The sequence below is a fragment of the Massilia sp. Root351 genome, from assembly GCF_001425045.1.
Classification (GTDB): Bacteria; Pseudomonadota; Gammaproteobacteria; order Burkholderiales; family Burkholderiaceae_D; genus Rugamonas.
The window spans coordinates 399,138-423,166 of sequence record NZ_LMDJ01000012.1 but is presented as its reverse complement, the minus strand read 5'-3'; the positions used below and the strand labels follow the sequence as shown (position 1 = coordinate 423,166).

At 65.1% G+C, this 24,029-nt stretch carries 27 protein-coding genes; 18 read left to right on the top strand and 9 right to left on the bottom strand.

The features are described from left to right. Positions 1-20: 20 nt before the first annotated feature. The gene (locus tag ASD15_RS14910) at positions 21-2,009 is read right to left on the bottom strand and encodes an SDR family oxidoreductase (protein WP_057155750.1); all 1,989 of its coding nucleotides are present in this window, start codon (positions 2,007-2,009) and stop codon (positions 21-23) included. Positions 2,010-2,204: 195 nt separating this feature from the next. Here ASD15_RS14910 and ASD15_RS14905 point away from each other — a divergent pair, with 195 nt between their 5' ends. The 5 genes from ASD15_RS14905 to ASD15_RS14885 all read left to right on the top strand — a co-directional run bounded on the left by ASD15_RS14905 (position 2,205) and on the right by ASD15_RS14885 (position 6,305). Beyond that, positions 2,205-2,906, top strand: a complete 702-nt coding sequence (locus ASD15_RS14905) for a phasin family protein (protein WP_057155749.1) — start codon at positions 2,205-2,207, stop codon at positions 2,904-2,906. A 98-nt stretch (positions 2,907-3,004) separates the two neighbouring features. Further along, a complete protein-coding gene (locus ASD15_RS14900; RefSeq protein ID WP_082551844.1) occupies positions 3,005-4,246 on the top strand; it encodes a patatin-like phospholipase family protein in 1,242 nt (413 codons plus the stop codon). A 70-nt stretch (positions 4,247-4,316) separates the two neighbouring features. Continuing rightward, a complete protein-coding gene (locus ASD15_RS14895; protein ID WP_057155748.1) occupies positions 4,317-4,982 on the top strand; it encodes a TetR/AcrR family transcriptional regulator in 666 nt (221 codons plus the stop codon). A 10-nt stretch (positions 4,983-4,992) separates the two neighbouring features. Then, positions 4,993-5,769 carry a hypothetical protein gene (locus ASD15_RS14890; protein ID WP_057155747.1) on the top strand — a complete coding sequence of 259 codons (777 nt, stop codon included), beginning with the start codon at positions 4,993-4,995 and terminating at the stop codon, positions 5,767-5,769. Positions 5,770-5,771: 2 nt separating this feature from the next. Then, positions 5,772-6,305 carry a TIGR00730 family Rossman fold protein gene (locus ASD15_RS14885; RefSeq protein ID WP_057155746.1) on the top strand — a complete coding sequence of 178 codons (534 nt, stop codon included), beginning with the start codon at positions 5,772-5,774 and terminating at the stop codon, positions 6,303-6,305. Between the two features lie 76 nt (positions 6,306-6,381). Here ASD15_RS14885 and ASD15_RS14880 read toward each other — a convergent pair whose 3' ends face one another. After that, a complete protein-coding gene (locus tag ASD15_RS14880) occupies positions 6,382-6,888 on the bottom strand; it encodes a YgjP-like metallopeptidase domain-containing protein (protein ID WP_057155745.1) in 507 nt (168 codons plus the stop codon). 96 nt (positions 6,889-6,984) lie between these two features. Here ASD15_RS14880 and modA point away from each other — a divergent pair, with 96 nt between their 5' ends. The 4 genes from modA to ASD15_RS14860 are packed head-to-tail and all read left to right on the top strand — an operon-like array spanning position 6,985 to position 9,917. Continuing rightward, positions 6,985-7,731, top strand: coding sequence for a molybdate ABC transporter substrate-binding protein (gene modA, locus ASD15_RS14875; RefSeq protein ID WP_057156088.1), 747 nt, complete (start codon positions 6,985-6,987; stop codon positions 7,729-7,731). A 3-nt stretch (positions 7,732-7,734) separates the two neighbouring features. Then, positions 7,735-8,400, top strand: a complete 666-nt coding sequence (gene modB, locus ASD15_RS14870) for a molybdate ABC transporter permease subunit (protein ID WP_057155744.1) — start codon at positions 7,735-7,737, stop codon at positions 8,398-8,400. Position 8,401: 1 nt separating this feature from the next. Then, the gene (locus ASD15_RS14865) at positions 8,402-9,115 is read left to right on the top strand and encodes an ATP-binding cassette domain-containing protein (protein ID WP_057155743.1); all 714 of its coding nucleotides are present in this window, start codon (positions 8,402-8,404) and stop codon (positions 9,113-9,115) included. After that, positions 9,105-9,917 (top strand): TOBE domain-containing protein, encoded by an 813-nt coding sequence (locus ASD15_RS14860; RefSeq protein ID WP_057155742.1) that lies wholly within the window; start codon positions 9,105-9,107, stop codon positions 9,915-9,917. Before ASD15_RS14865 ends, ASD15_RS14860 begins: the two co-directional genes overlap by 11 nt. 4 nt (positions 9,918-9,921) lie before the next feature. Here the strand turns inward: ASD15_RS14860 and ASD15_RS14855 are convergent, their stop codons facing one another. The 4 genes from ASD15_RS14855 to ASD15_RS14840 all read right to left on the bottom strand — a co-directional run bounded on the left by ASD15_RS14855 (position 9,922) and on the right by ASD15_RS14840 (position 12,738). Then, positions 9,922-10,557: a LysE family translocator gene (locus tag ASD15_RS14855; RefSeq protein ID WP_200953970.1), complete on the bottom strand. Its 636-nt coding sequence runs from the start codon at positions 10,555-10,557 to the stop codon at positions 9,922-9,924. Between the two features lie 60 nt (positions 10,558-10,617). Next, positions 10,618-11,121, bottom strand: coding sequence for a Dps family protein (locus ASD15_RS14850; protein ID WP_057155741.1), 504 nt, complete (start codon positions 11,119-11,121; stop codon positions 10,618-10,620). 178 nt (positions 11,122-11,299) lie between these two features. After that, positions 11,300-11,620 carry a KGG domain-containing protein gene (locus tag ASD15_RS14845; RefSeq protein WP_057155740.1) on the bottom strand — a complete coding sequence of 107 codons (321 nt, stop codon included), beginning with the start codon at positions 11,618-11,620 and terminating at the stop codon, positions 11,300-11,302. Positions 11,621-11,721: 101 nt separating this feature from the next. Further along, on the bottom strand, positions 11,722-12,738 hold the full coding sequence (locus ASD15_RS14840; RefSeq protein ID WP_057155739.1) for an NADP-dependent oxidoreductase: 1,017 nt from the start codon (positions 12,736-12,738) through the stop codon (positions 11,722-11,724). A 136-nt stretch (positions 12,739-12,874) separates the two neighbouring features. Here ASD15_RS14840 and purU point away from each other — a divergent pair, with 136 nt between their 5' ends. The 7 genes from purU to ASD15_RS14805 all read left to right on the top strand — a co-directional run bounded on the left by purU (position 12,875) and on the right by ASD15_RS14805 (position 18,841). Beyond that, positions 12,875-13,744: a formyltetrahydrofolate deformylase gene (purU, locus tag ASD15_RS14835; RefSeq protein ID WP_057155738.1), complete on the top strand. Its 870-nt coding sequence runs from the start codon at positions 12,875-12,877 to the stop codon at positions 13,742-13,744. Between the two features lie 24 nt (positions 13,745-13,768). Beyond that, positions 13,769-14,311: a YaeQ family protein gene (locus tag ASD15_RS14830; RefSeq protein ID WP_057155737.1), complete on the top strand. Its 543-nt coding sequence runs from the start codon at positions 13,769-13,771 to the stop codon at positions 14,309-14,311. A gap of 30 nt (positions 14,312-14,341) precedes the next feature. Next, on the top strand, positions 14,342-15,064 hold the full coding sequence (locus tag ASD15_RS14825) for a M48 family metalloprotease (RefSeq protein ID WP_057155736.1): 723 nt from the start codon (positions 14,342-14,344) through the stop codon (positions 15,062-15,064). A 26-nt stretch (positions 15,065-15,090) separates the two neighbouring features. Next, the gene (locus ASD15_RS14820; RefSeq protein ID WP_162249901.1) at positions 15,091-15,483 is read left to right on the top strand and encodes a DUF2946 domain-containing protein; all 393 of its coding nucleotides are present in this window, start codon (positions 15,091-15,093) and stop codon (positions 15,481-15,483) included. A 64-nt stretch (positions 15,484-15,547) separates the two neighbouring features. Further along, positions 15,548-15,985 carry a copper chaperone PCu(A)C gene (locus ASD15_RS14815; RefSeq protein WP_057155734.1) on the top strand — a complete coding sequence of 146 codons (438 nt, stop codon included), beginning with the start codon at positions 15,548-15,550 and terminating at the stop codon, positions 15,983-15,985. Positions 15,986-15,993: 8 nt separating this feature from the next. After that, complete coding sequence (locus ASD15_RS14810) at positions 15,994-16,518, top strand: YcnI family protein (RefSeq protein ID WP_057155733.1); 525 nt, start codon at positions 15,994-15,996, stop codon at positions 16,516-16,518. Positions 16,519-16,525: 7 nt separating this feature from the next. Continuing rightward, positions 16,526-18,841, top strand: a complete 2,316-nt coding sequence (locus ASD15_RS14805; RefSeq protein ID WP_057155732.1) for a TonB-dependent receptor — start codon at positions 16,526-16,528, stop codon at positions 18,839-18,841. Positions 18,842-19,063: 222 nt separating this feature from the next. Here ASD15_RS14805 and ASD15_RS14800 read toward each other — a convergent pair whose 3' ends face one another. Beyond that, on the bottom strand, positions 19,064-19,861 hold the full coding sequence (locus tag ASD15_RS14800) for a head GIN domain-containing protein (protein ID WP_057155731.1): 798 nt from the start codon (positions 19,859-19,861) through the stop codon (positions 19,064-19,066). Between the two features lie 180 nt (positions 19,862-20,041). Here ASD15_RS14800 and ASD15_RS14795 point away from each other — a divergent pair, with 180 nt between their 5' ends. After that, positions 20,042-20,689, top strand: coding sequence for a hypothetical protein (locus ASD15_RS14795; protein WP_057155730.1), 648 nt, complete (start codon positions 20,042-20,044; stop codon positions 20,687-20,689). A gap of 40 nt (positions 20,690-20,729) precedes the next feature. Beyond that, positions 20,730-21,845, top strand: coding sequence for a type IV pilus twitching motility protein PilT (locus ASD15_RS14790; RefSeq protein ID WP_057155729.1), 1,116 nt, complete (start codon positions 20,730-20,732; stop codon positions 21,843-21,845). Positions 21,846-21,882: 37 nt separating this feature from the next. On the opposite strand, the gene ASD15_RS14785 is transcribed toward ASD15_RS14790, so the two are convergent. After that, complete coding sequence (locus ASD15_RS14785) at positions 21,883-23,157, bottom strand: cytochrome c (RefSeq protein ID WP_057155728.1); 1,275 nt, start codon at positions 23,155-23,157, stop codon at positions 21,883-21,885. Next, positions 23,154-23,951, bottom strand: coding sequence for a c-type cytochrome (locus ASD15_RS14780; protein ID WP_082551843.1), 798 nt, complete (start codon positions 23,949-23,951; stop codon positions 23,154-23,156). Before ASD15_RS14780 ends, ASD15_RS14785 begins: the two co-directional genes overlap by 4 nt. Positions 23,952-24,029 lie beyond the last annotated feature (78 nt).

The following is a 24,029-nucleotide window of genomic DNA, read 5'->3' as shown; positions in this document are numbered from 1 at the left end:
TGCGGCGCGCGGCTGCGCGCTTAGAAGTGCACGCCGCGCAGCAACTGCTGCATGGCGATCTGCTCGGACGACATCTGCGGCGGCTTCTTGCCGTCGCCGCCCTTGGCCGCATCCGAATCCGGGAACATGCGGAAGCTGGTGTTGAGCACGATCTGCGCCACGCGCGGCATCAGCGCGTGCAGCACCTGGCCGAAGATGCCCACCCGCGTTGCGATGCGCACCGGCTTCCAGACGATGGCCTCGGCGATCAGGTCGGCCGCTTCCTCCGGCGACAGGGTCGGTACGTTCTGGTAGATCTTGGTCGGCGCGATCATCGGCGTGCGCACCAGCGGCATGTTGATGGTGGTAAACTTGATGCCCAGATCCTGCAGCTCGGACGAGGCGCAGCGGGTCCAAGCATCCAGCGCCGCCTTGGACGCCACGTAGGCCGAGAAGCGCGGCGCATTGGTCAGCACGCCGATGGACGAGATGTTGATTACGTGGCCGCGCTTCTTGGCCGTCATTGACGGCAGCAGCGCCATGGTCAGGCGCAGCGCGCCGAAGTAGTTCAGCTGCATGGTGCGCTCGAAATCGTGGAAGCGGTCATAGCTGGCCTCGATGGCGCGCCGGATCGAGCGGCCGGCGTTGTTCACCAGCACGTCCACGCCGCCGTGGTTGGCGATCAGCACCTGCGCGAAGCGGTCGCAGTCGGCCATGTCCGACAGGTCGGCAGGGTAGGTGATCAACGCGAAGCCGCGCGCTTCCACTTCCTTCTTCGCCTCGAGCAGCTTGTCCTCGTCGCGGCCGCAGATAATCGTGATGGCGCCCGCTTCGGCCAGCTTGTGCGCCGCCGCCAGGCCGATGCCGGACGAGCCGCCCGTCACCAGCACCACCTTGCCGGCCACCTGGCCGCGCAGGGTATGGTCGATGAACAGGTCCGGGTCCAGGTTGCGTTCCCAGTAGTCCCACACCGGTGCCGCGTATTTTTCCAGCGGCGGGCAGGCGATGCCGGTGCCCTTCAGTGCTTGCGCGGTGTCGCGGTTGTCGAAGCGGGTCGGGTAGTTCACGAAGGTCATCAGGTCCGGCGGCAGGCCCAGGTCCTTCATCACCGCGTCGCGCACGCGGCGCACCGGCGACAGTGCAAACACGCCTTTCTTGATCGACTTCGGGATGAAGCCGAACAGCGCGGCGTTGATGCGGATGCTCATGGTGGGCGCATGCGCGGCGCGGCAGAAGGTGTTCAGCACTTCGCCAACGCGCATCGGTTCCGGATCGGTCAGGTGGAAGGCGCGTCCGTCCAGCTTGGGCTGGTGGGAAATGTGGTCCATCGCGTTGACCACGTAGTCCACCGGCACGATGTTGATGCGGCCGCCTTCGATGCCGATGGTGGGCATCCACGGCGGCAGTAGCTGGCGGATGCGCTGGATCAGTTTGAAGAAGTAATACGGACCGTCGATTTTGTCCATTTCGCCGGTTTTCGAATCGCCAACCACCAGGCCGGGACGATACACGCGCCACGCGCCCCTGGTTTCATTGCGGACGATTTTCTCGGACTCGTGCTTGGTCGCGAAATAGGGATGGTCGAGGTTCTCGGCCTCGTCGAACATGTCTTCGCGGAAGATACCCTCGAACATGCCGGCGGCGGCAATCGAACTGACATGGTGCAGTATTCCTGCCTGGATCGCGTTGGCGAATTCGACCGCGTTGCGCGTGCCCTCCACATTCACCGCGATCTGTTCGTCGGCATCGGCCAGCATATCGTAGACAGCGGCCAGATGATAAAAATGGTCCACCGATTTGGTGAGTTTCTTGATGTCGTCCTTGGATACGCCGAGCTTGGCGCTGCGCAGGTCGCCGAATACGGGAATGGCGCGGGCTTTGGTGGTGCCCCAGTATTCATACAGGCCGGCCAGCTTGTCGCGGCTGCCTTCGCGCAGCAGGAAATACACTACGCTGCCCTTGCGCGCCAGCAGTTTTTTGACGAGGCGCTTGCCGATAAACCCGGTCGCTCCAGTAACAAAATATTGCATCAAGTTTCTCCTTTATTCTTAGGTTTTCTTCCGCGAACAATCATTACAGGATAGACAATAAATGGCAAGCGCTGTTGCAAGCTTGATTAGAACGCGCGCTCTACCCCATTAGAAGCCCATCTCTAGAAATGGGGCCTAGAATGATTTCATCGAAGGAACGACCCGATTAAACCGACAGTCTCAATGGAGCCCACTATGGTGAAGAAACTGAAATCCCTGGCCAATGCCGACGACAAGCAATTGGCGAGTGCCGTTCGCAATTCCGCGCAGCAGATCTGGCAGGCTGGCCTGGGCGCATTTGCCAAGGCGCAGGAAGAGGGCGGCCGCGTGTTCGCCAAGCTGGTCAAGGAAGGCAACGCGCTGCAGCAGCGTACCCGTGACCTGGCTGAAGATAAGGTTTCCGAAGTGCGCGAGACCGTGTCTGGCGTCAGCAAGCAAGCCGCCGGCTCGTGGGACAAGCTCGAGCAAGTGTTCGAGGACCGCGTCTCGCGCGCCCTGGGCACCATCGGCGTGCCGACCCAGAAGGACGTGCAGGAATTGAACGCCCGCGTGGAAGCGCTGACCAAGGCTGTGGAAGCACTGACCGGCAAGAAGGTGGCGCCAGCCAAGGCCGCCAAGCCTGCCGTGAAAACGGCCAAGCCAGCCGCCAAGGCCGCCGCTAAACCGGCCGCTAAACCGGCCGCCAAAGCTGCCGCCAAACCTGCCGCCAAAGGTGCCAAGCCTGCTGTCAAAGCTGCCGCCAAGCCGGCCGCGAAAGCCGCTTCCAAGCCAGCCGCCAAGGCTGCTTCCAAGGTGAAAGCCGCCGCCAAGGCGGCCCCGAAAGCCGCCGCCCCTAAAGCTGCAGCCATCGCTTTCCCGACCGCCGAATCGGTCAGCGCCGCCAACAAAGCCGCTTGAACGCGCAAGCGTCCGAGCCGGCTGTAACAGTTCCCTCGGTCCTCCTCCCCCGGTCCGTTCGCGGACCGGGTCCGAGGGAATGCTGCATATGAAAGTCTATGCCTAGAAAACCCGCCGCCGCGCGTGCCGCAGCATCTGCAACAGCACCGGCCGCAACCCCCAAGGTCGGCCTGGCCCTGGCTGGCGGCGGTCCGCTGGCCGTCGTCTACGAGATCGGCGCGCTGGCCGCGATAGCCGAGGCCATCGAAGGCCTGGACCTGAACGACGCCGAAATCTATGTTGGCGTGAGTGCCGGCGCCATCATCAGCGCGGCGCTGGCCAACGGCTACACCCCGCACCAGATGTGCCGCCTGTTTGTCGAAAGCGACGTCGACGCGGCTGTGCACGGCACTGCCGGCGCCATGCTGTTCAAACCCGAAACCCTGTTGCGTCCCGCCTTGCGCGAGTTCGGCCGGCGCGCGCGCGTGCTGCCCGGCCTGCTGGCCGGCGGCGCGCTGCATTACGCGCGCCAGCGCGCCAGCCTGGCGTCCTCGTTCGAGCGCCTGACCGAGGCGCTGCCGGCCGGCTTCCTGTCCGGCGACGCCATCGGCAACTTCCTCAAAGCTGCTTTCGCTGCCAAGGGCTGCAGCAACGACTTCCGCCAGTTGCCGCGCAAGCTGCGCATCGTGGCCACCGACCTCGACACGGGCAAGGCCGTCTGCTTCGGCGAGCCGGGCCGGGACGACACGCCGATCTCGGTCGCCGTGCAAGCCAGCTCCGCCGTGCCCGGGCTGTTCCCGCCGGTGGAAATCGGCGGCCACCACTTTGTCGATGGCGCACTGCGCAAGACCATGCACGGCTCCATCGCGCTCGAGCATGGCGTGGACCTGCTGCTATGCGTGAATCCCATCGTGCCTTACAACGCCCGCTTCAAGCAGGGCGCGCGCAAGCTCACCAACGGCGGCCTGCTCGACGTGCTGTCGCAGACCGTGCGCTCCATCCTGCATTCGCGCCTGGAAACCGGGCTGGCCAGTTACCAGGTCAGCCACCCCGGGGTGGACATCCTGCTGTTCCAGCCCAGCGAGGACGACGCCGAACTGTTCTTCACCAATATGTTCAGCTACAACAACCGCCGCCGCACTTGCGAGCAGGCTTACCAGAATACCCGGCTGATGCTGTGGCAGCAGCGCCACCAGCTGGCGCCCAAGCTGGCGCGGCATGGCATGCGGCTCAAGCTGAACGTGCTGCAGGACAGCAGCCTGACGCTGGTGCGCCAGCGTCCGCGCCGCAAGGCCTTGGGGCGGCTGGATGCGGCGCTGTCGGACCTGGAGCGCTACCTGAAAGTAGCCCATGGCCGCTGACCGGTACGCCGTTTCTAAAAGCCTGGCATCGGTGTTATCCTTGCGGGAAGAAAAACAAAGACCAGCCGCCATGCTACAGAAAGCACCTCGCCGTACCCGGGAACGCATACTCGAACTTTCCCTCCGCCTGTTTAATGAATTCGGCGAGCCCAATATTACGACGACGGTCATCGCGGAAGAGATGAATATCTCGCCCGGCAACTTGTATTACCACTTCCGGAACAAAGACGATATCGTCAATTCCATCTTTACCCAATTCGAGGGCGAGATCGAGCGCATATTGCAAGTACCGGCCGGCCGCCGCTCGAATATCGAGGATGTGTGGCTGTACCTGCACCTGATGTTTGAACTGATCTGGCGCTATCGTTTCTTTTACCGCGACCTGAACGACCTGCTGTCGCGCAACCGCAAACTGGAATTGCATTTCAAGCAGATCCTGGCACACAAGATCAAGGTCGCCAAACAGCTGTGCGAAGACTTGCGCAGCGAAGGTTCGCTGGAAGCGTCGGACGCGGTGATCGACGCCATGTCCACCAATATGGTGGTGGTGGCGACTTACTGGCTGTCTTATGAATATGTGCGCAATCCGCGCAAATACAGCGAGCAGCAATCGATGTCGGACGCGCTGGCGCGCGGCTGCTACCAGGTGCTGTCGCAGATCGGCCCCTATCTGCGCAATGAAACGCAACTGCTGTTCCAGAAGCTGTCGGAAGAATACTTGAAAAAGATAACCTGAGGAGATAAGCATGGCATGGAAGACCTTCCCCTATCCGGAAGACGCATACGTCCACACGGCGGCCAGCCTGAAGAAGGCCTGGCCGCGCCTGCACGCCAACGACGCCGAGCCGTTCCCGGCCAAGGCTGAACTGGTGCAGGCCTGGATCGCTTACCATGCCGGCGACTTCGAGCAGGCCGCCAAGCTGGGCCTGGAGCAGGGCGCCGACGGCTACTCGGTCGCGCACCGCGCCACCTGCATCTACGCCACCTACCTGGAGGCCAGCGAAAAGAAAAAGCTGGCCATGTTCCTGGAAGTGTCCGAGCGCTGCGAGCAGCAGCAGCAAGAGCAGCCCAAGAACGCGGCGGCCTACTACTGGCACGCCTACGCGCTGGGCCGCTACGCACAGGGCATCTCGGTGGTCAAGGCGCTGGCGCAGGGCATCGGCGCCAAGGTCAAGAACAGCCTGGACACGGCCATCAAGCTGGCGCCCAAGCACGCCGACGCGCACATCGCGCTGGGCAGCTACCACGCCGAGATCGTCGACAAGGTGGGCGCCATGATAGGCGGCCTGACCTACGGCGCCAAGAAGGAAGAGGGCTACAGGCTGTTCAAGAAGGCGCTCGAGCTCAACCCGGACAGTGCTATAGCGCGGATCGAATACGCCAATGCGCTGGCCATGCTGGACGGGAAGAAGAAAATGGACGAAGCTGTCGCCCTGTACGAAGAGGCGGCCGCGCACGAAGCGCGCGATGCGAACGAGCGGCTGGACGTGGAACTGGCGAAAGCCGAGATCGAGGAAGAATAAGCGTGAAATCGTTGTGTGTGTATTGCGGCGCCAATGGCGGCGTCTCGCCGCGCTATGCGGAAGCCGCCAGGGCGCTGGCGCGCGGCATGGTGGAGATGAATTTGTCGCTGGTCTACGGCGGCGGCAATGTCGGCCTGATGGGCATCATCGCCGACGAAGTGCTGCGCCTCGGCGGCGAAGCAACGGGCGTGATCCCGACCGCGCTGGTGCAGCGCGAAGTGGCCCACACGGGTTTGACGCGCCAGTTCGTGGTCAAGGACATGCACGAGCGCAAAGCCATGATGGCCTCGCTGTCGGACGGCTTCATCGCCATGCCGGGCGGCATGGGCACGATGGAAGAACTGTTCGAGATGCTGACCTGGTCCCAGCTCGGCATCCACAGCAAGCGCATCGGACTGCTGAACGTGGACGGTTTCTACGACAGCCTGGTCGGCTTCATCGGCCATGCCACCGCGCAGGGCTTCATCCGCCCGCAGCACGCGGCCATGATGATGGTCGAGTCCGAACCCGGCGCGCTGCTGCAGCGCTTCCTCTGAGCAAAATGGGGTCAGGGTTAATTATTTTTGCAATTAGTTGCAAAAATAATTAACCCTGACCCCATTTTTTTGGCGGTTACCAGAGCTTGGTGCCGCTCAGGTCGAGCTGGGTAAGGTAGAGGCGCAGGTCGAACTCGTACTGGTGGTAGTTCGGCTCCATATACGTGCATAGCTTGTAGAAGGCTTTGTCGTGCTGCTTTTCCTTCACGTGCGCCAGTTCATGCACGGCGATCATGCGCAGGAATTCCAGCGGTACTTCCTTGAACATGGTGGCCACGCGGATTTCGTGCTTGGCCTTCAGCTTGCCGCCCTGGACCCGCGAGATCGACGTGTGCAGCCCCAGCGCGTGGTTGATGACGTGGATCTTGCTGTCGAACGCCACCTTGTCGATCGGCGCGGCGTTGCGCAGGTGCTCATTCCTCAAATCCTGGACGTACTGGTACAGCGCCTTGTCGGTGCGGATGCCGTGCGCGCTCGGATAGCGCTTTGTCAGCACGTCGGCCAGTTTGTCCTGCGCGATCAATTGCTGGACTTGCTGCTGCATTTGCTCGGAATAGGCGCTGAGGTACTTCAGGGGCTGCATATATACGGATGGCCGGATGGGTGGGGAGGCGAGAATGTATCACATTCCGCTATATAATCGAGTATATTGCGATTTTCCATGCAGAAGGAGTGCTTGATGCTGAAGAAGCTTTGTCTCGCCGCCGCGCTGGCGTCCGCCATGGGCGTTGCCAGCGCCGCCGATATTACCGTATCCGCCGCCGCCAGCCTGACCAACGCCTTCAAGGAGTTGTCGCAAGCGTACGAGGCCGCGCACCCGGGCGACAAGGTACTGCTCAACTTCGCCGCCTCGGACGCGCTGGTGGCCCAGATCGCCAAGGGCGCGCCGGTCGACGTATTCGCCTCTGCCGACCAGGAAGCGATGGACAAGGCCGAGCAGCAGCAGTTGCTGGCGGCCGGCAGCCGCAAGAACTTCGTCAGCAACTCGCTGGTGCTGATCGTGCCCGCCGCCAGCACCTTGCCCGTCAAGAGCCTGGCCGATCTGCGCCTGCCTGCCGTGGCCAGGGTCGCCATGGGCAATCCGGCCGGTGTGCCGGTGGGCCGCTACGCGAAGCAAGCGCTGGAAAAGGCCGGCTTGTGGACCGCTGTCGAGCCCAAGCTGATCTTCGGCGCCTCCGTGCGCCAGAGCCTGGACTACGTGGCGCGCGGCGAAGTCGATGCCGGTTTCGTCTACGCCACCGACGCGCTGGTAATGAAGGACAAGGTCAAGGCGGCGCTGCCGGTGCCGACCGAGTCGCCGGTGCTGTACCCGATCGCCGCGGTCCGCGCAGCGCCCAATCCCGCCGGGGGCGGCAAGTTCCTGGCGTACGCGCTGGCGCCGGCCGGCCAGGCCATCCTGGCCAAATACGGCTTCGGACGTCCTTAAACGATGGAATCGGCATGGATCGCGCTGTCGCTATCGCTGAAGGTAGCGCTGTGGGCCACTGTGCTGGACGTGGTGTTCGGCGTGGCGCTGGGCTATCTGCTGGCGCGCGCGCGTTTCCCCGGCCGCGACATGCTGGACGCGATCCTGACCCTGCCGATGGTAATGCCGCCCACAGTGCTGGGCTACTACCTGCTGGTGCTGATTGGCCGCAACGGTCCGATAGGCCACTGGCTGCAGCAGCACTTCGGCATCAACCTGATCTTTACCTGGCAGGCGGCGGTGATCGCCGCCGCCGTGGTGGCTTTCCCGCTGGTGCTGAAAGCCGCGCGTTCCGCGTTTGAAACGGTGGACACGCAACTGGAGGACGCCGCCCGCGTGCTGGGCGTGTCGGGCACCGGCGTATTCCTGCGCGTGACCATGCCGCTGGCCTGGCGCGGCGTGCTGGCGGGAACCTTGCTTGCCTTCGCGCGCTCCATGGGCGAATTCGGCGCCACGCTGATGGTGGCCGGCAGCATCCCCGGCAAGACGCAAACCCTGTCGATCGCCGTCTACGAGGCGGTACAGGCGGGGCAGGACGACACCGCCAATCTGCTGGTCATCATTACTTCGGTGACCTGCGTGGCGGTGCTGGTGCTGGCCAACAAACTCACGCCTACGCGGCAGCCCTGACATGCAGATCCAGCTCGATATCGCCAAGACCCTGCGCGCCGGCCCGCGTGAATTCACCCTGAAGGCGCGCCTGCGCTCCGACAGCCGCCGCATCGTTATCTACGGCGCGTCCGGGGCGGGCAAGAGCATGCTGCTCAAGGCCATCGCCGGACTGATCACGCCGGACGCCGGCAGCATTGAACTGGGCGGTCGCCGGCTGTTCGACAGTGCCGCGCGCATCAACCTGCCGGTGCAGCGCCGACGCGTGGGCTATCTGTTCCAGGACTACGCGCTGTTTCCGCACCTGAACGTGCGGCAGAATATCGTGTTCGGGCTGAGCCGGGGCTGGTCTGGTTGGGGCTGGCCGAATCTGGACTGGTTCAATCCCGCTCCGCGCGTCGATGGCGAACGGCTGGAGTACTGGCTGGAAGCCTTCCAGCTGCAGGCGGTGGCGCAGCAGTTGCCCTCGCAGTTGTCGGGCGGGCAGCGGCAGCGGGTGGCGCTGGCGCGTGCGCTGATCGCCGATCCAGCGGCGCTGCTGCTGGACGAGCCCTTCGCCGCGCTGGACCCGGTGCTGCGCGTGCGCATGCGCGAAGAGCTGGACGCCTTGCAGCGCCGGCTGAATATTCCCATGCTGATGATTACCCATGACCCGGAGGACGCGCGCGTTTTCGGCGGGCATGTACTGACGATGGCCGACGGCGCCGTCATCGAGGAGAATGGCAATGGCGGATGACGACAAGGAACTGGCCTTGGACGGCAAGGTCTGGATGACGGTGGGCGGCGAGCACCTGGGGGGCTCCAACCGCGTGGCGCTGCTGGCCAGCATCGCGGCATGCGGCTCCATCACGCAGGCCGCCAAGGCGGTGAAGATGAGCTACAAGGGCGCCTGGGACGCCATCGAGGCGATGAACAACCTGGCCGGCGAGCCGCTGGTGGAGCGGGTTGCCGGCGGCAAGGGCGGCGGCGGTACGCGGCTGACCAGACGCGGCGCGCAGCTGGTGGAGAACTTCCACAAGATCGAGCGCGAGCACCGCCTGTTCGTGGAACACCTGAGCCGCCAGTCGCACGCGCTGGCTGATGATTTCCTTTTGATCCAGACCATGAAAATGAGAACCAGCGCCCGCAACCATTTCGCCGGCACTGTGTCGGCCATCAAGACCGGCGCCGTGAACGATGAAGTCACCATCGCCATCGTCGGCGGCCAGCAGGTCGTGGCCATCATCACGCACGAGAGCACTGCCGGCCTGGGATTGCAGGTGGGATCGGAGGCGTTCGCGCTGGTGAAGGCGTCGTCGGTGATTGTCGCCACGGAGGCCGAAGGGGCGCGGCTGTCGGCGCGCAACCAGCTCAAGGGCGTGGTCTCGCGCCTGGTGCCCGGCGCGGTGAGCGCGGATGTGAGCATCGCGCTGCCGGGGGGCGGCACCATAGGCGCCACCGTGACGCTGGAAAGCAGCCAGGCACTGGCGCTGGAGGAGGGCATGCAAGCCACGGCCCTGTTCAAGGCCTCCAGCGTGATCGTGGGCGTGCCGGCCTGATGGCCTAGCGGCGGTTGCCCAGCGCGAGTATGGAGATGCCGGAGGCCACAAAGGCCACGCCGGCACCGACGTTGAGGCCTTTGGTGGCGCGCGGGCGCTGCGCCATCCAGTCCGACAGCTTGGCCGCGTAGCAGCCCATGAGCGCAAAGATGGCGGCCGTCAGTACGGCGAAAATCGCGCCGTAGGCCAGCATCTGCACCGTCACCGAGCCGCGCTCGGCGCTGACGAACTGCGGGATGAAAGCCAGCACGAACAGCCCGGGCTTGGGGTTGAGGATGGTGGAGAGCAGGCCGCTGGCGAAGATGCTGCGCAGGCTCTGCCGCGCGGCGGGCCGGAACGAGATCAGGCCGTGCGAGCTGAGTGCCTTGTAGCCCAGGTAGAGCAGGTAGGCGGCGCCAACCAGTTTGACGGCCCAGAAGGCGGCGGGCGAGGCCTGGATCAGCAGCGTCAGTCCAAGCGCCGCAGCGATGGAGTGCAGCATGATGCCCAGCCCTGCGGCGGACGCGGACAGGGCGGCGGCGGCGCGGCCCTGGCTCAGGCCACGGCTGATGGCCAGGATGTTGTCGGGGCCGGGAGAGATGACCAGCAGCAGGACGGCCGCCACGTAGGCGGCCAGGGTGTCGAGGGGGAACAGTGCCATGTCGGAGCGGACCTTGTGGTTGAGGTCCGACCGATTCTAGCATGCCCGGCTGACAAGGTTTTAGCGGGTCGATTCGAACAGGAACCAGATGCGCTGTTCGGCCTCGTCGATCCAGTTTTCCAGCAGGCTGGCGGTGGCGATATCGTTGTCCTGGTCGCAGATCTCGTGCACTTCGCGCATGAACTTCACCAGTTGCTGGTTGTCTTCACGCAATTCGTTCAACATGGCCACCGGATCGACGTATTCGGCGTTGTTGTCCTTGATGCGCTGCAGTTCCGCGATATGGCTCACCGAGCGCAGCGTGCTGCCGCCCAGCTTGCGCACGCGCTCGGCCACCGGGTCCAGCATGGCGTAGACGGCGGTGGCCTGCTCGTCGAGCAGCAGATGGTAGGAGCGGAAGTGCGGGCCGCTCACGTGCCAGTGGAAGTTCTTGCACTTGATGTAGAGCGTGAACGCATCCGCCAGCAGGCGGTTCAGGCCCAGCGTGACTTCCTTGCGGGCTTTCGAGCCCAGGTCGGTCGGGGTGGTCAGCGCATCGCCGCCCTGTTTTGAAGTTGCAGTCATGTCTGCCTCGTGATGGTGGGTAGAATCGGTAGCAAACGCTGGCCCTTGCCAGCGGGCCTGCCGATTCTAGCCCAGCACGATGAAACACGGCGGACGCTATGGTGCAGTGCGCGCCTCTGTCAAAAGGGGGATAAAGAGGCTGTGCACTGCGGGGCGCGCCGCGCAGGCCATGTTCGCCTCATTGCTTGTCGTCCGTCTTGGCGCCGCTGCCGCCCTGGCGGTTGCCCGCAGCGCGGTTGGCGGATTGGCGGCTCTCGCCGCCCTTGCGGCCTATCTCCGCCATGTGCTCGCGGTCGCGGCTGACCGCTTCGCCGCCTTTCTGGCCGGCGCGGCGCGCTTCCTCGGAGTCGAATTCGTGCGCCGTGCCCTTCTGGTGTGCAGCCTGTCCGCCTTTGCTCGCGATGCTGCGTTGCTGCGCTTCATCCATCGCCGCGAACCCGCGTTTTGCCGTGCCTTTGGTGGCGCTGCCTTTGCCTTGATCGCCTTGATTTGTAGCCATGACCCTTCTCCTTGATCGTAGTGAACGTTGGACGGGCAGCCAGGCTGGCTGCTCCGTCAATTAGAGAAGTGTCATGGCGCTTAGTTCCGCGAGAATGGCGTTCAGGCGACTTTCAGCACAAGCTTGCCGAAGTTCTTGCCTTCGAACAGCATCGTCAATGCCTGCGGGAAGTTTTCTATCCCCTGCACCACGTCTTCCTTGCTCTTGATCTTGCCTTCCTTCAGCCAGCCCGCCAGCGCGGCCACGCCCAGGTGGTAGCGGTCGGCGTAGTCGAACACCACCATGCCCTCCATGCGCGCGCGGTTCACCAGCAGCGACAGGTAGTTGGCGGGGCCTTTCACGGGCGTGGTGTTGTTGTACTGGGAGATCGCGCCGCAGATGACGATGCGCGCCTTCATGTTGATGCGCGTCAGCACGGTGTCGAGGATGTCGCCGCCCACGTTGTCGAAATACACGTCCACGCCTTGCGGGCAGTGCTCTTTCAGGCCGTCGCGCACCGAGCCGGTCTTGTAGTCGATGCAGGCGTCAAAGCCCAGTTCATTGACCACGAAGTCGCATTTCTCCTTGCCGCCGGCAATGCCCACCACGCGGCAGCCGAGCTGCTTGGCCACCTGGCCCACGGTCTGGCCGACCGCGCCTGCCGCGCCGGACACCACCACCGTTTCGCCGGCTTTCGGCTGGCCCACTTCCAGCAGGCCGAAATAGGCCGTCATGCCCGGCATGCCCAGGGTGTTCATCCACGTGGTCAGCGGCGCCAGCCGGCCGTCGATCTTGAAAAAGGAGGCGCTCTTGTCGTCCGCCGCACCTTGCCAGTAGGATTGCACGCCGATGCCGCCGGACACGATATCGCCCACCGCGTACTTCGGCGACTTGGATGCCACCACTTCGCCCACGCCGCCGGCGCGCATCACTTCGCCGATGGCGACCGGGCGGATGTAGGATTTGGCGTCGTTCATCCAGCCGCGCATGGCCGGGTCCAGCGACAGGTAGAGCGTCTTGACGGTGATCTCGCCGTCCGCCAGTTCGCGCAGCGGCTCGGCTGCCTTCTGGAAGTCGGTTTCTTTGGCCATGCCGAGCGGACGGCTGGCCAGGCGGAATTGCAGGTTCTCCAAGGTCATTTTGTGTCTCCAAATAGTGAGTGCTTGAACTATAACTTAGAATTGAACGATCGTGCTATTTTTCAAATAAATGGAACTGCCGCGCAGGCGTGCGACAATAGCGGGTTGATATTCGTCTAACCTGAAATTTTTTGACATGACGCATCCAGAATACATCCTTACCCTGTCCTGCCTCGACCAGCGCGGCATTGTGCACCGCGTGTCAGGCTTCTTGGCCGAACACGGTTGCAACATCATAGACTCCGCACAGTTCGGCGACGCCGAATCGCAGCTGTTTTTCATGCGCGTGCATTTCTCGCTGGACGAGCCGGGCGTCAACGACGAGCAGCTGCGCGCCGATTTTGCGCAGCTGGGCGAGTCCATGAAGCTGGACTGGGAGCTGCGCGACGCGCGCGCCAAGCCGCGCGTGATGCTGATGGTCTCGAAAATCGGCCATTGCCTGAACGACCTGCTGTTCCGCTACAAGAGCGGCCTGCTGCCGGTGGAAATTCCGGCCATCGTGTCCAATCACATGGACTTCTACCAGTTGGCGGCCAGCTACAACATTCCCTTCCACTACCTGCCGCTGGCGGCCGGTGCGCCGGAAGAGGCCAAGCTGGCGCAGGAAGCGCGCATCATCGAGCTGATGGACAACCACAAGATCGACCTGGTGGTGCTGGCGCGCTATATGCAGATCCTGTCGCCGCAGCTGTGCGCCCGCCTGAAGGGCAAGGCCATCAATATCCACCATTCCTTCCTGCCCAGTTTCAAGGGCGCCAAGCCGTATGCGCAGGCGCACCACCGGGGCGTGAAGCTGATCGGCGCCACCGCGCACTTCGTCACCAGCGACCTGGATGAAGGCCCGATCATCGAGCAGGACGTGGAACGGGTCGACCATTCGATGGACGCGGACACGCTATCGGCCATCGGCCGCGACGTCGAATGCGTGGTGCTGGCGCGCGCCGTGAAATGGTTCACCGAACACCGCGTGCTGCAAAACGGCGCCAAGACCGTCGTATTCAAATAACCTTACCGAACATAGAAGTGTGCAATGGCCCTCAAAGCAACAATCTACAAAGCCGAATTATCGATTGCGGACATGGACCGCAATTACTACGACACGCACCTGCTGACGCTGGCGCGCCATCCGTCTGAAACCGACGAACGCATGATGGTGCGCCTGCTGGCGTTCGCCATCCACGCACACGAGCACCTGACCTTCACCAAGGGCTTGTTCGACACCGACGAGCCGGACCTGTGGCAGAAGGACCTGACCGGCGCCATCCAGCTGTGGATCGAAGTGGGCCAGCCGGACGACAAGAAGCTGATGAAGGGCGCCGGCCGCTCGGAGCAAGTGGTGGTGTACAGCTATAACGCCACCAGCCATATCTGGTGGAAGGCGCTGGCCAACAAGGTCGACCGCGCCAAGAACCTCAGCGTGATCAACCTGCAGTCCGAGGCGACCGAGCAGCTGGCCAAGATGGCCCAGCGCACCATGCAGCTGCAATGCACCATCCAGGACGGCCAGATCTGGCTGACCGACGGCACCGAAACCGTGCTGATCGAGCGCGAAACGTTCAAGGGCGAGCGCTAGTACCCTGTGGCGCTGTGGCAGAATGTGCCAATGCGCCGCTACTTTTTCGCACTTACGCTCATCGCTTACGCGGGCGCCGCCCTGGCGCTGACGCAGGCCGAAGTCATGGCCGGCGCCGAGCGGATGTACCGCGAGCAGATGCGCGAGCTGCAGGCCCGGCACCAGCTGGACGCCGATCCCGCTTTCCATCAGCGCGTGCAGCGCGTCGTCAAGCCCCTGATCGCGCAAGCCGTGCACGATTATCCCGAATCGGCCGGCTGGCAGTGGGAAGTCCACACCACGCCGGAAGACGACGACAATGCTTACGCCATGGCCGGCGGCAAGCTGCTGGTCAGCCGCGCCTATGTCCACAAGCTGCAGCTGACGGACGCCGAGCTGGCCATGCTGCTGGCGCACGAGATCGCGCATGCGGTGCTGCGCCATAATCTGCTGGAGTACGAGGAAGCGATGCGGCTGGAACCGGCCTGGCGCGGGCGTCCCTTCGCCGAGCTGGAAGACGCGGTGGACAACGACTCGGCGTTGATGCGCAAGCTGGCGCCGCTGGGCATGCAGCAGGAGGCCGAGGCTGACCGCGAAGGCCTGAAGCTGGCCTGGCGCGTGGGCTGGTCGGCGCCCATGCTGGCGCGCTATTTCCACAAGCTGGCGCGCGCCAGCCATGCGCCCAACTTCGAACAGTTCGCGCATCCTGCGCCGTCGCAGCGCTGGAAGGCGGCGCAGGAGCTGGCAGCCATGCTGGAAGCGGCGGGGCGCTAGCTAATGTATAATTTCGCACCATGCAAATGAAATTGGCAAACAGGTGGAAACACCAGGCGCTGTGGATCTGGATCGCGGTCATCGCGGTGCTGATGAACGCGCTTGCGCCGTCGATTTCGCACGCCATGGCCGAAGGTAACCCGGCCGCCTTTGAATTCTGCCGCGCCGACAAGAGCAAGCCTCTGCCGGCCGCCTTCCTGCTGATGGAAGACGGCAGCGACAGCAAGGCCATGTCGATGGGCGAGGATTGCGGCTATTGCTTTACCCACGCCGGCTCGTTCGGCATGCCGCCGTCCCTGGTTTCCGGCCTGCCGTTCGCCGCGCAGTCCCAGGTTCACCCCTTCCTGTTCTATCGCGCACCGCAGCCGCTCGCGGCCTGGTCGGCGTCGCGCCCGCGCGGGCCGCCTGCGCAAGTCTGAATCTGCTTTACAACTGCGTCCTTGCCCTGCCAAGGCGCATCCCGTAATCGTTTCAGAGGTAGATATGAAAACCAAATTCCTGGCATCCGTGTTGCTGTTCTCCGCCGCCTGCGCACAAGCGCAAGTCACCGTCAAAGACCCATGGGTGCGCGCCACCGTGCCCGCCGCCAAAGCCAGCGGCGCCTTCATGCAGCTGCAATCGGCGCAGGATGCGCGCCTGGTTGAAGTGCGCTCCAGCGTGGCCGGCAGCGCCGAAATCCATCAGATGGCGATGGAGAACAATATGATGAAAATGCAGCAGGTGGACGGCATCGACCTGCCTGCCGGCAAAACCGTGGAGCTGGCGTCCGGCGGCTACCACATCATGCTGATGCAGCTGAAACGCCAGCTGAAAGAGGGCCAGACCGTGCCGCTCACGCTGGTGGTGCGCAAGAAAGACAAGAAGCTCGAGACCATCGAGCTGAACGTGGCCGTGCGGCCGCTGACCTATTCCGCCAAGTGAGGCCCGCCATGAAGAAGATTCTTGTTTTCGCCGCAGCCGCGGCGGGCGCGCTGCTGTCCGCGCAGGTGTACGCGCACGTGACGCTGGAGCAGGCCACCGGCCTGGCGGCCAGCTACCAGAAGCTGACCTTCCGCGTCGGCCACGGCTGCGACGGCAGCCCGACCAGGGCCGTCACCGTGATGCTGCCCGAATCCGTGACCGGCGCCAAACCCATGCCCAAGCCGGGCTGGAAAATCCGCACCGTGGAAGGCAAATTGTCGGTGCCGGTGGAGTCGCACGGCCGCAAGATCACGACCGCCGTGCGCGAAGTGACATGGAGCGGGGGGCCGCTGGAGGACGCGTATTTCGACGAGTTCACCGTGCAGGTCAAGCTGCCTGCGGAAGCGGGCAAGCTGTATTTCAAGATCGTGCAGGAGTGCGTGAAGGGCAGCATGGCCTGGGATGAGCTTCCCGGCGAAGCGGGCGTCAAGGTTCTGGCGCCGGCACCCGTACTGAACGTCCTTCCGGCAGAAGGCGCCGCCCACCAGCACTGAGAACATCATGAACAAGTTTAAACGCAAGCCGCTGGCAGTGATGCTGGCGGTGATGGGCGCTGCTGCGTCCGTGATTTGTCCTGCGCATGCGGATCATGCCGTGGTCACCGTCAACGGCGGCCGCCCAAGTTCGCTGCCGGCGCAGATTCCCACCACCATGGAAGGCATCACCGGCGCCCAGATCGAAGACCGCATCAACGCCAGCGACAGCGAGGATGCGCTGAAATACCTGCCCAGCCTGAACGTGCGCAAGCGCTACATCGGCGACTACGACCATGCGGTGCTGGCCAGCCGCGCGTCCGGTACCGGTAACAGCGCGCGCTCGCTGGTGTACGCGGACGGCATCCTGCTGTCCAATTTGCTGGGCAACGGCGCCACCTATACGCCGCGCTGGGGCATGGTGACGCCGGAGGAGATCGAGCGGGTGGATGTGCTGTACGGGCCGTTTTCGGCAGCCTATCCGGGCAACTCGGCCGGCGCCGTGGTGGACTTCCAGACCCGCATGCCGACGCGGCTCGAGGCGCACATCAAGCTGTCCGGCTACGGCCAGGGCTTCAAGCAGTACGGCAGCGATACCCGCCACTACGGCAAGCAGGGCAGCGCATCGCTCGGCAACCGGCAGGGGGCGTGGTCGTGGTGGGTGGACGTGTCGCGCCTGGACAGCAATGGCCAGCCGATCGGTTTCGCCAACAGGCAGCGTACGCAGGGCACGCCGGACAGCGGCGGTGTGCCGGTGACAGGCGCGATTGCGGACCGCAACCCGGCCAACAAGGACTGGCTGATCCTGGGCGCGACCAACCAGATCCATACGGTGCAGGACCATGCCAAGGTGAAGCTGGCCTACGAGCTGTCGCCGATTCTGCGCGCCAGCTACACCCTGGGCTGGTGGAAGAACGGGGCCGAGCGCAGCTCGCAGTCCTATCTGCGCGACACGGCCGGCAAGCCGGTGTACAAGGGCGACATCAACGTGGACGGGCTGCGCTACAGTCTCCTGCCTTCGGACTTCGCGCCCAGCCGGGGCAATCTGGAGCACCTGATGCACGGTTTCTCGCTCAAGCAGCACAGCAAGGGGGTATTCAGCTGGGAGGTGGCGGCCAGCCTGTACGATTACGCCAAGGACCGCGTGCGCACGCCCACCGTGGCGGTGCCGGACCGGGACACGAACGGGCAGGGCAACGTCACCGACATGGGCGGCAGCGGCTGGAACACGCTGGCGCTGAAGGGCACGTGGCGGCCCGGCGCCGGCGCCGGCGCTGCCGCCGCAGGATGGACCGCGCACGTGGTCGATTTCGGCCTGCAGCGCGAGGGCGCCAAGTTGCGCACGCATGTCTTCAGCAGCGCGGACTGGATCGGCGCGGGCGACGGCAAGCACGTCTCCACCTTCAACGGCGAGACGCGCCTGGAAAGCCTGTATGCGCAGGACACCTGGCGCATCGGCGAGCCGTGGAAGGCGACGCTGGGCTTGCGCTTCGAGCGCTGGCAGGCCTTCGGCGGCGAAGTCTCCAATGCGGCCAGCCTGGCGGCCAGGCCCGGCACCGGCGGCCTGCTGGGCTTCCCTGCGCGCAGCGAGAACAGCTGGTCGCCCAAGGCGGCGCTGTCCTACCGGGCGTCCGACCTGTGGACACTGAAGGCGTCCACCGGCCGCGCCGTGCGCAACCCGACTGCGGCCGAGCTGTTCCAGGGCTCCATCGTGGATGGCAGGATCATCAACACCGATCCGTCGCTGCGCGCCGAGAAATCCTGGACCAGCGAGCTGACCGCCGAGCGCGCGCTGGAGCGCGGCACGCTGCGCACCACCGTGTTCCACGAAAACACGCGCGACGCGCTGTACTCGCAGGCGCTGACGCCAACCGTGAACACGGTGCAGAACGTGGGCGAGATCCGCACCACGGGGCTGGAGCTGTCCTACCAGGCGGAGCACGTGCTGGTGCGCGGCCTGTCGCTGACCGGCAGCATGACCTACGCCGACTCGGAGATCGTCCGCAACGACAAGCTGCCGGCCAGTGCAGGCAAGCGTCAGCCGCGCGTGCCTGACTGGCGGGCGACGCTGCTGGCCTCCTACCACGTTGGCGACAAATGGACTACCAGCCTGGGCGCGCGCTACAGCGGCCGCCAGTACGGCACGCTGGACAACAGCGATCCGAATGGCGCCACTTATACGGGTGTGTCGGACTATTTCGTCACCGACGTGCGGGTGCGCTACCGCTTCAACACGCAATGGACCGGTTCGTTCGGCATCGATAACCTGAACAACCGCAAATACTGGGCCTTCCACCCGTACACCCAGCGCACGGTGATTGCGGAACTCAAGTTCGACCTGTAAGTTCCCCGGCCCGGCTCTGTCCGGGCTGAGGTTGCCGCAGCCGGTGCCGCCCCGTGTTTCGGTGCAGCTCGAATCCGCCGGTTCCCGGCAGCTGCAAGAGTGGCTGGACCGCTTGCTGGGTGGCGCCTCCGCACAAGAGTTGTTCAACATCAAATAACGCAGCCCGGCGGGGTGTGCGCCTGCCGGGCTGAAGTAACCTGTCTTGCTTGCAGCAGTCGTGTGCTACTGCGGGCTGGCGCCCAGGCGCTTGACGTTGCCCGAACCCATGATGGATTTGCTGATCTGCGGGTCGCCGTAGTAGCCGATGTCGCCGGAACCGGCCACGCTCAGGTTGAGCGACTGCTTGGCCCACACCGTGGCCTGGCCCGAGCCGCCGATGCTGACCGAGGCGTCGCGCGCGGCCAGCTGGCCGATGTTGACCTTGCCCGAACCGCCGATCGACACCTTCAGCCGCTCGGTATTGCCGCTTGCCTTCAAGCTGCCGCTGCCCCCCAGCGACACCGATACCGATTCGCTTTCCATGCCGCGCACATTGATGGCGCCCGAGCCGCCCACGTCGAAAGTCAGGTTGGCGCCTTTCAGGTTTTCCGCGTCCACGGTGCCCGAGCCGCCCACCGAGATCCGATCGAGACTCTTGGCCTGCACGATAATTTTCATGTTGCGCGTGTCGAGCCGCATATTGCGTTTGACCGGGCGCACGCGCAGCGTTTCGTTTTCCACCACCGTCTCCACCAGCGCCTGCAGGTTGTCGTCGGTCTCGATGGTGATGCTGTCGGTGTTGCCGATGCGCACTTCGGCCTCGCCCGGCAGCGCAAGCGCCAGGCCGGTGAAGTGGCCGACGTCGCGGGTCTGCTTGGTGATCTTGCCGTTGCCTTGCACGCGCTCGCCGCCGCCCAGCCAGCTGAACGGACCGGCTTGCACCTGGGCGGCGGGAACCATGATGGCCAGGGCGCTGGCGGCCAGCAGCGTGGCACGGGCTGCGTTGCGCAGGGCGGAGCGGACGGTCGGGTTGATTGCCATGTTGTGATCTCCTGGTTGATCTTGTCGTGAATCTGGTTCGATGGTGGGATAGTAGGGAAACCGCGCCGCCGCCGCCCGTCCCATGCGACAGACTGCACGGACGGCGGAATAGAATGCATTCCGCAGGGGGGCGGCGCGCGCCATGCGGTATCATGCTGGCTGTAACTACACTGGAAACACATGCTGATCATTACCATCAAACAGGGCAAGGAAAAGAGCCTGCTGGCAGGCGACCCCTGGATTTATCCGACCGCCATCGAGCGCGTCGAAGGCCGCCCGCAGGAAAAGGGCAAGGCCGGCGCCACCGCCACCGTGCAATCGTCGTCGCGCAAATTCCTGGCGCGCGCCGCCTACAACGCCCACGCGGTGCAGATCCGCGCCCGCGTCTGGACCTTCCGCGAAGACGAGCCGGTGGACCACGCCATGATGAAGCGCCGCGTCAAGGCCGCCATCGCCAGGCGCGCGTCCGCCGTGGCCAAGCTGGGGCCGGAAGACCTGATGCAGCTGATTCACGCCGAGGAAGACGGCCTGCCCGGCCTGGTGGTGGACTACTACGGCGGCCCGGCCGGCTTCCTGCTGTGCAGCTTCCAGGCCGGCGCCGTCGACGCCTGGAAAGTGCCGATCGTGCAGGCGCTGCTGGCCGAGACCGGCTGCCCCAACGTGTTCCAGCGCGCCGACGAGGAGTTGCGCAAGGGCGAGGGCTTGCCGGTATTTACGCGCGAACTGGCCGGGCTCCCGCCACCGCCCAAGTCGGTTGTCAACCAGGGTGGCGTAAAGGTCTACATGGACCTCAAAACAGGCTTTGAATTCCCCAAGCGTCCCGTATAATCTTTCCAGGCGACATTTTTTATCCGGAGAGTAGAGTACGATGGACAATCACCAGTCTTCGCAGATCCGCACCCTCAGCTATGAAGAGAACGAAGACCATCCGGTCTTCGGCACCCTGGTCGAGCAGATCCTGCATCTGCTCAATTCCAGGCTCAGCTTCAGCGACATCCTGATCCACCAGAACAGTCCCCTGCTGCTGCGCCAGCCCAAAGGCCTGGTGGCGGTGACGGATTCGCCCATCACGCGCGAGGAGCTGGAGGAATTCTTCGAAGTGGTGGAGCCGAACTGGCGCGAACGCATCCAGGACCGCGCTTTCGACCGTTCCATCGACCTGCACACGGCACGCATCCGCGCCAACTGCTTCACGTTCCAGGGCAAGAAGCGGCTCGGCTGCGTGATCCGGCGCTTCCCCAAGGAACCGCATGCGATGTCGCAGCTGGGACTGCGCGCCAACGAGCAGAAGTTCTCCCAGCTGACCAGCGGCCTGGTGCTCATCATCGGCGACACCTGCCAGGGCAAGTCCACCACCATCGCCTCCATGCTGGACGAGATCAACAAGACGCGCTCCGGCCACATCATCACCATCGAAGACCCGGTGGAGACGCTGATCCCGCAGCGCCGCTGCATCGTCACCCAACGCGAGGTCGGCTTCGACGGCGACGTGGAGAGCTTCTACCTGGGAGCGCTGGACGCGCTGCGCGAGCGGCCGGACGTGATCGTCATCGGCGAAATCCGCGACGCGCAGACTGCGCAGGAAGCGCTGGCGCTGGCCGAATCCGGCCCGCTGGTGCTGGCCACGCTGCACGCGCGCTCCACCGAACTGGGACTGCAGAAGATGCTGCGCATGCTGGGCAACAGCGAGCCGCAGCAGCAGGCGCTGGCGCACGCGCTGCGCGGCGTGCTGTGCCAGGCGCTGCTGCCGTCGGTGGAGGGCAACCGCTACCACCTGGCCACCGAATGCCTGACCATGAATCCGGACGTGGCGCGCCTGATCGAGAACGGCAGCATCGCCGGCATCCGCGACTGGATGGAAACCAAGGGCGGCGACGGCTGCCACACCATGAACGCCGCGCTGCGCGTGCTGCTGGCCGAAGGCAAGATCGCCATCGAGGATGCGCGCAACGCCACGACCGACCGCCTCGGCCTGGCCGGGTAGCGGCGGCTTGGCAGGGCGGCCCAAGCCGCCCTGCCTGCTAATCCAGCGGCACCGTGCGGTAGCGGTTCACGTCGTTGCCGCTGACCGGCGGCGCGTTGTTGCCCCAGTCGCTGCGCAGATAGGACACCACGGCCGCCACCTCGGTGTCGTTCAGCTTGTGGCTGAACGGCGGCATGCCGTAGGGCCGCGGATTGCCCGCCGTGCCGGGCGCGAAGCCGCCGTTGAGCACGATACGGATCGGATTGACCGCCTCGTCCATCAGCAGCGCGCGGTTGCCGGCCAGCGGCGGATAGTGCGGCGGCAAGCCCTTGCCGGTCACCCCGTGGCATTCCACGCAATGGGCGGTGTACAGCCGCGCGCCGGCCTCCAGCTGCGCGCGCGCCTCCGGCGCCGTGCTGCGCTCGTAGCGCTCCGCCGGTTCCTGGCGCGGCAGCGTTTTCAGGTACACCGCCATCGCTGCCACGTCTGCGTCGCTCAAGTGCTGCAAGCTCTCGCGCACCACCTCGGCCATCGGCCCGAACACGGTCGCGCGCGGCGAGATGCCGGTCTTCAGCAGCTGCTCCACATCCCGCTGCGCCCAGTCGCCCAGGCCGGCCTCGCGGTCGGACGTGAGCGACGGCGCGTACCAGCCCAGCACCGGTATCAGCCCGCCGGACAAGCCGTCGCCGGACGCGCCCAGCGCGTTGCGGGTGCTATGGCATGCGCTACAGTGGCCCAGGCCCTGCACCAGGTAGGCGCCGCGGTTCCAGTCCGCGCTTTGCGCGCTGTCGGTGCGGAAGGCGGCGGGACGGAAATACAACGCGCGCCAGAATGCCAGGCCGATCTGCTGGTTGTAGGGGAAGCGCAGCTGGTGCGGCTGGTTGGCCTGCTTCACCGGCGCCAGGCTCTGGAAGTAGGCGAACAGCGCATCCGAATCGTCGCGCGTGATGTGGGTGTAGCTGGTGTACGGGAAGGCCGGATACAGCATGCGGCCGCCGCGCGATTTGCCGTTGTGCAGCGCGCGCCAGAAATCGTCCGCGTTCCACTGGCCGATGCCGGTGTCGCGGTCCGGCGTGATGTTGGGCGAGATCACGCTGCCGAACGGCGTTTGCAGCGCGCGTCCGCCGGCGTAGGGCGCGCCGCCGCGCGGCGTGTGGCAGGCCATGCAGTCGCCGGCCCGCGCCAGGTAGGCGCCGCGCGCCACCCGCTCGGCCTGCGGCAGGGCGGCCGTCTTGCTCAGCGGCGGCAGCGGATCGTCGGCCGGGTACAGCATGAAGCCGGCGCCGGTGGCCAGCGCCAGCACGGCGATGGCGATGATGGGCAGTTTGCTCATGGCCGGACCTCCGCTGCCGGCGCGCCGGGACCGCCTGGCGAGCCTGGGGCGCCGGACGAGCCTTGCGCCACGCCGGCGCTGCCGCATTCCAGCGGCAGCGGCATGGCGATGGAAGCGGCCGGACGGGCTTGCGCGTCGGCCGGCTGCGAGGCCAGCCAGCCGGAAACGGCGGCCACGTCGGCGTCCGACAGGCGCGCCGTGATCTCGGCCATGCAATCGGGCGCGTGCGCGCGGCGCACCTTGTTGCGCCAGGCGCCGAACTGCGCGTTGACGTAGTCGCGCGGCAAGCCCAGCAGGCCGGGGATGGCGGGCTCCACGCCGGTCAGCTGCGCGCCGTGGCAGGCCACGCAGGCCGGCACCTTGCTGGCCGCGTCGCCCTGGTGCACCAGCACGCGGCCGCGCTCCAGCATGGCCGGCGTGGCCGCGTTGGGCGCGGGCGCGGGATAGGGCGGGTGCAGCTCCGAGAAGTACTGGGCGATCTCGCGCAGGTAGGCGTCCGGCAGGTGGTCCACCATATACGTCATCATCGGATACTTGCGGCGCCCTTCGCGGAAGTTGCGCAGCTGGTTGTACAGATAGCCGGCCGGCTTGCCGGCGATGCGCGGGAAATAGGCGTCGCCGCGCTCGTTGGCCGCGTGGCAGGCGGTGCAGGCGGCCACGCGCTGCGCCAGCGTGTCGGGCAGGGTTTTCAGGGCCGCCGGCGCGGCGCCGGCCGGCGCGGCCGCTGCCAGCCCGCAGGCCAGCAGCGCGGCGCCACAGGAGCGCGCGAACAGGCTCGATAAGGTGGTATGCATGGGTGTCCCGTTAAAATAGCTTTTGGATGGGAATCAGGGGACAGGATACGCCTGTGTTGCCAAGTTTGACAGACTCAG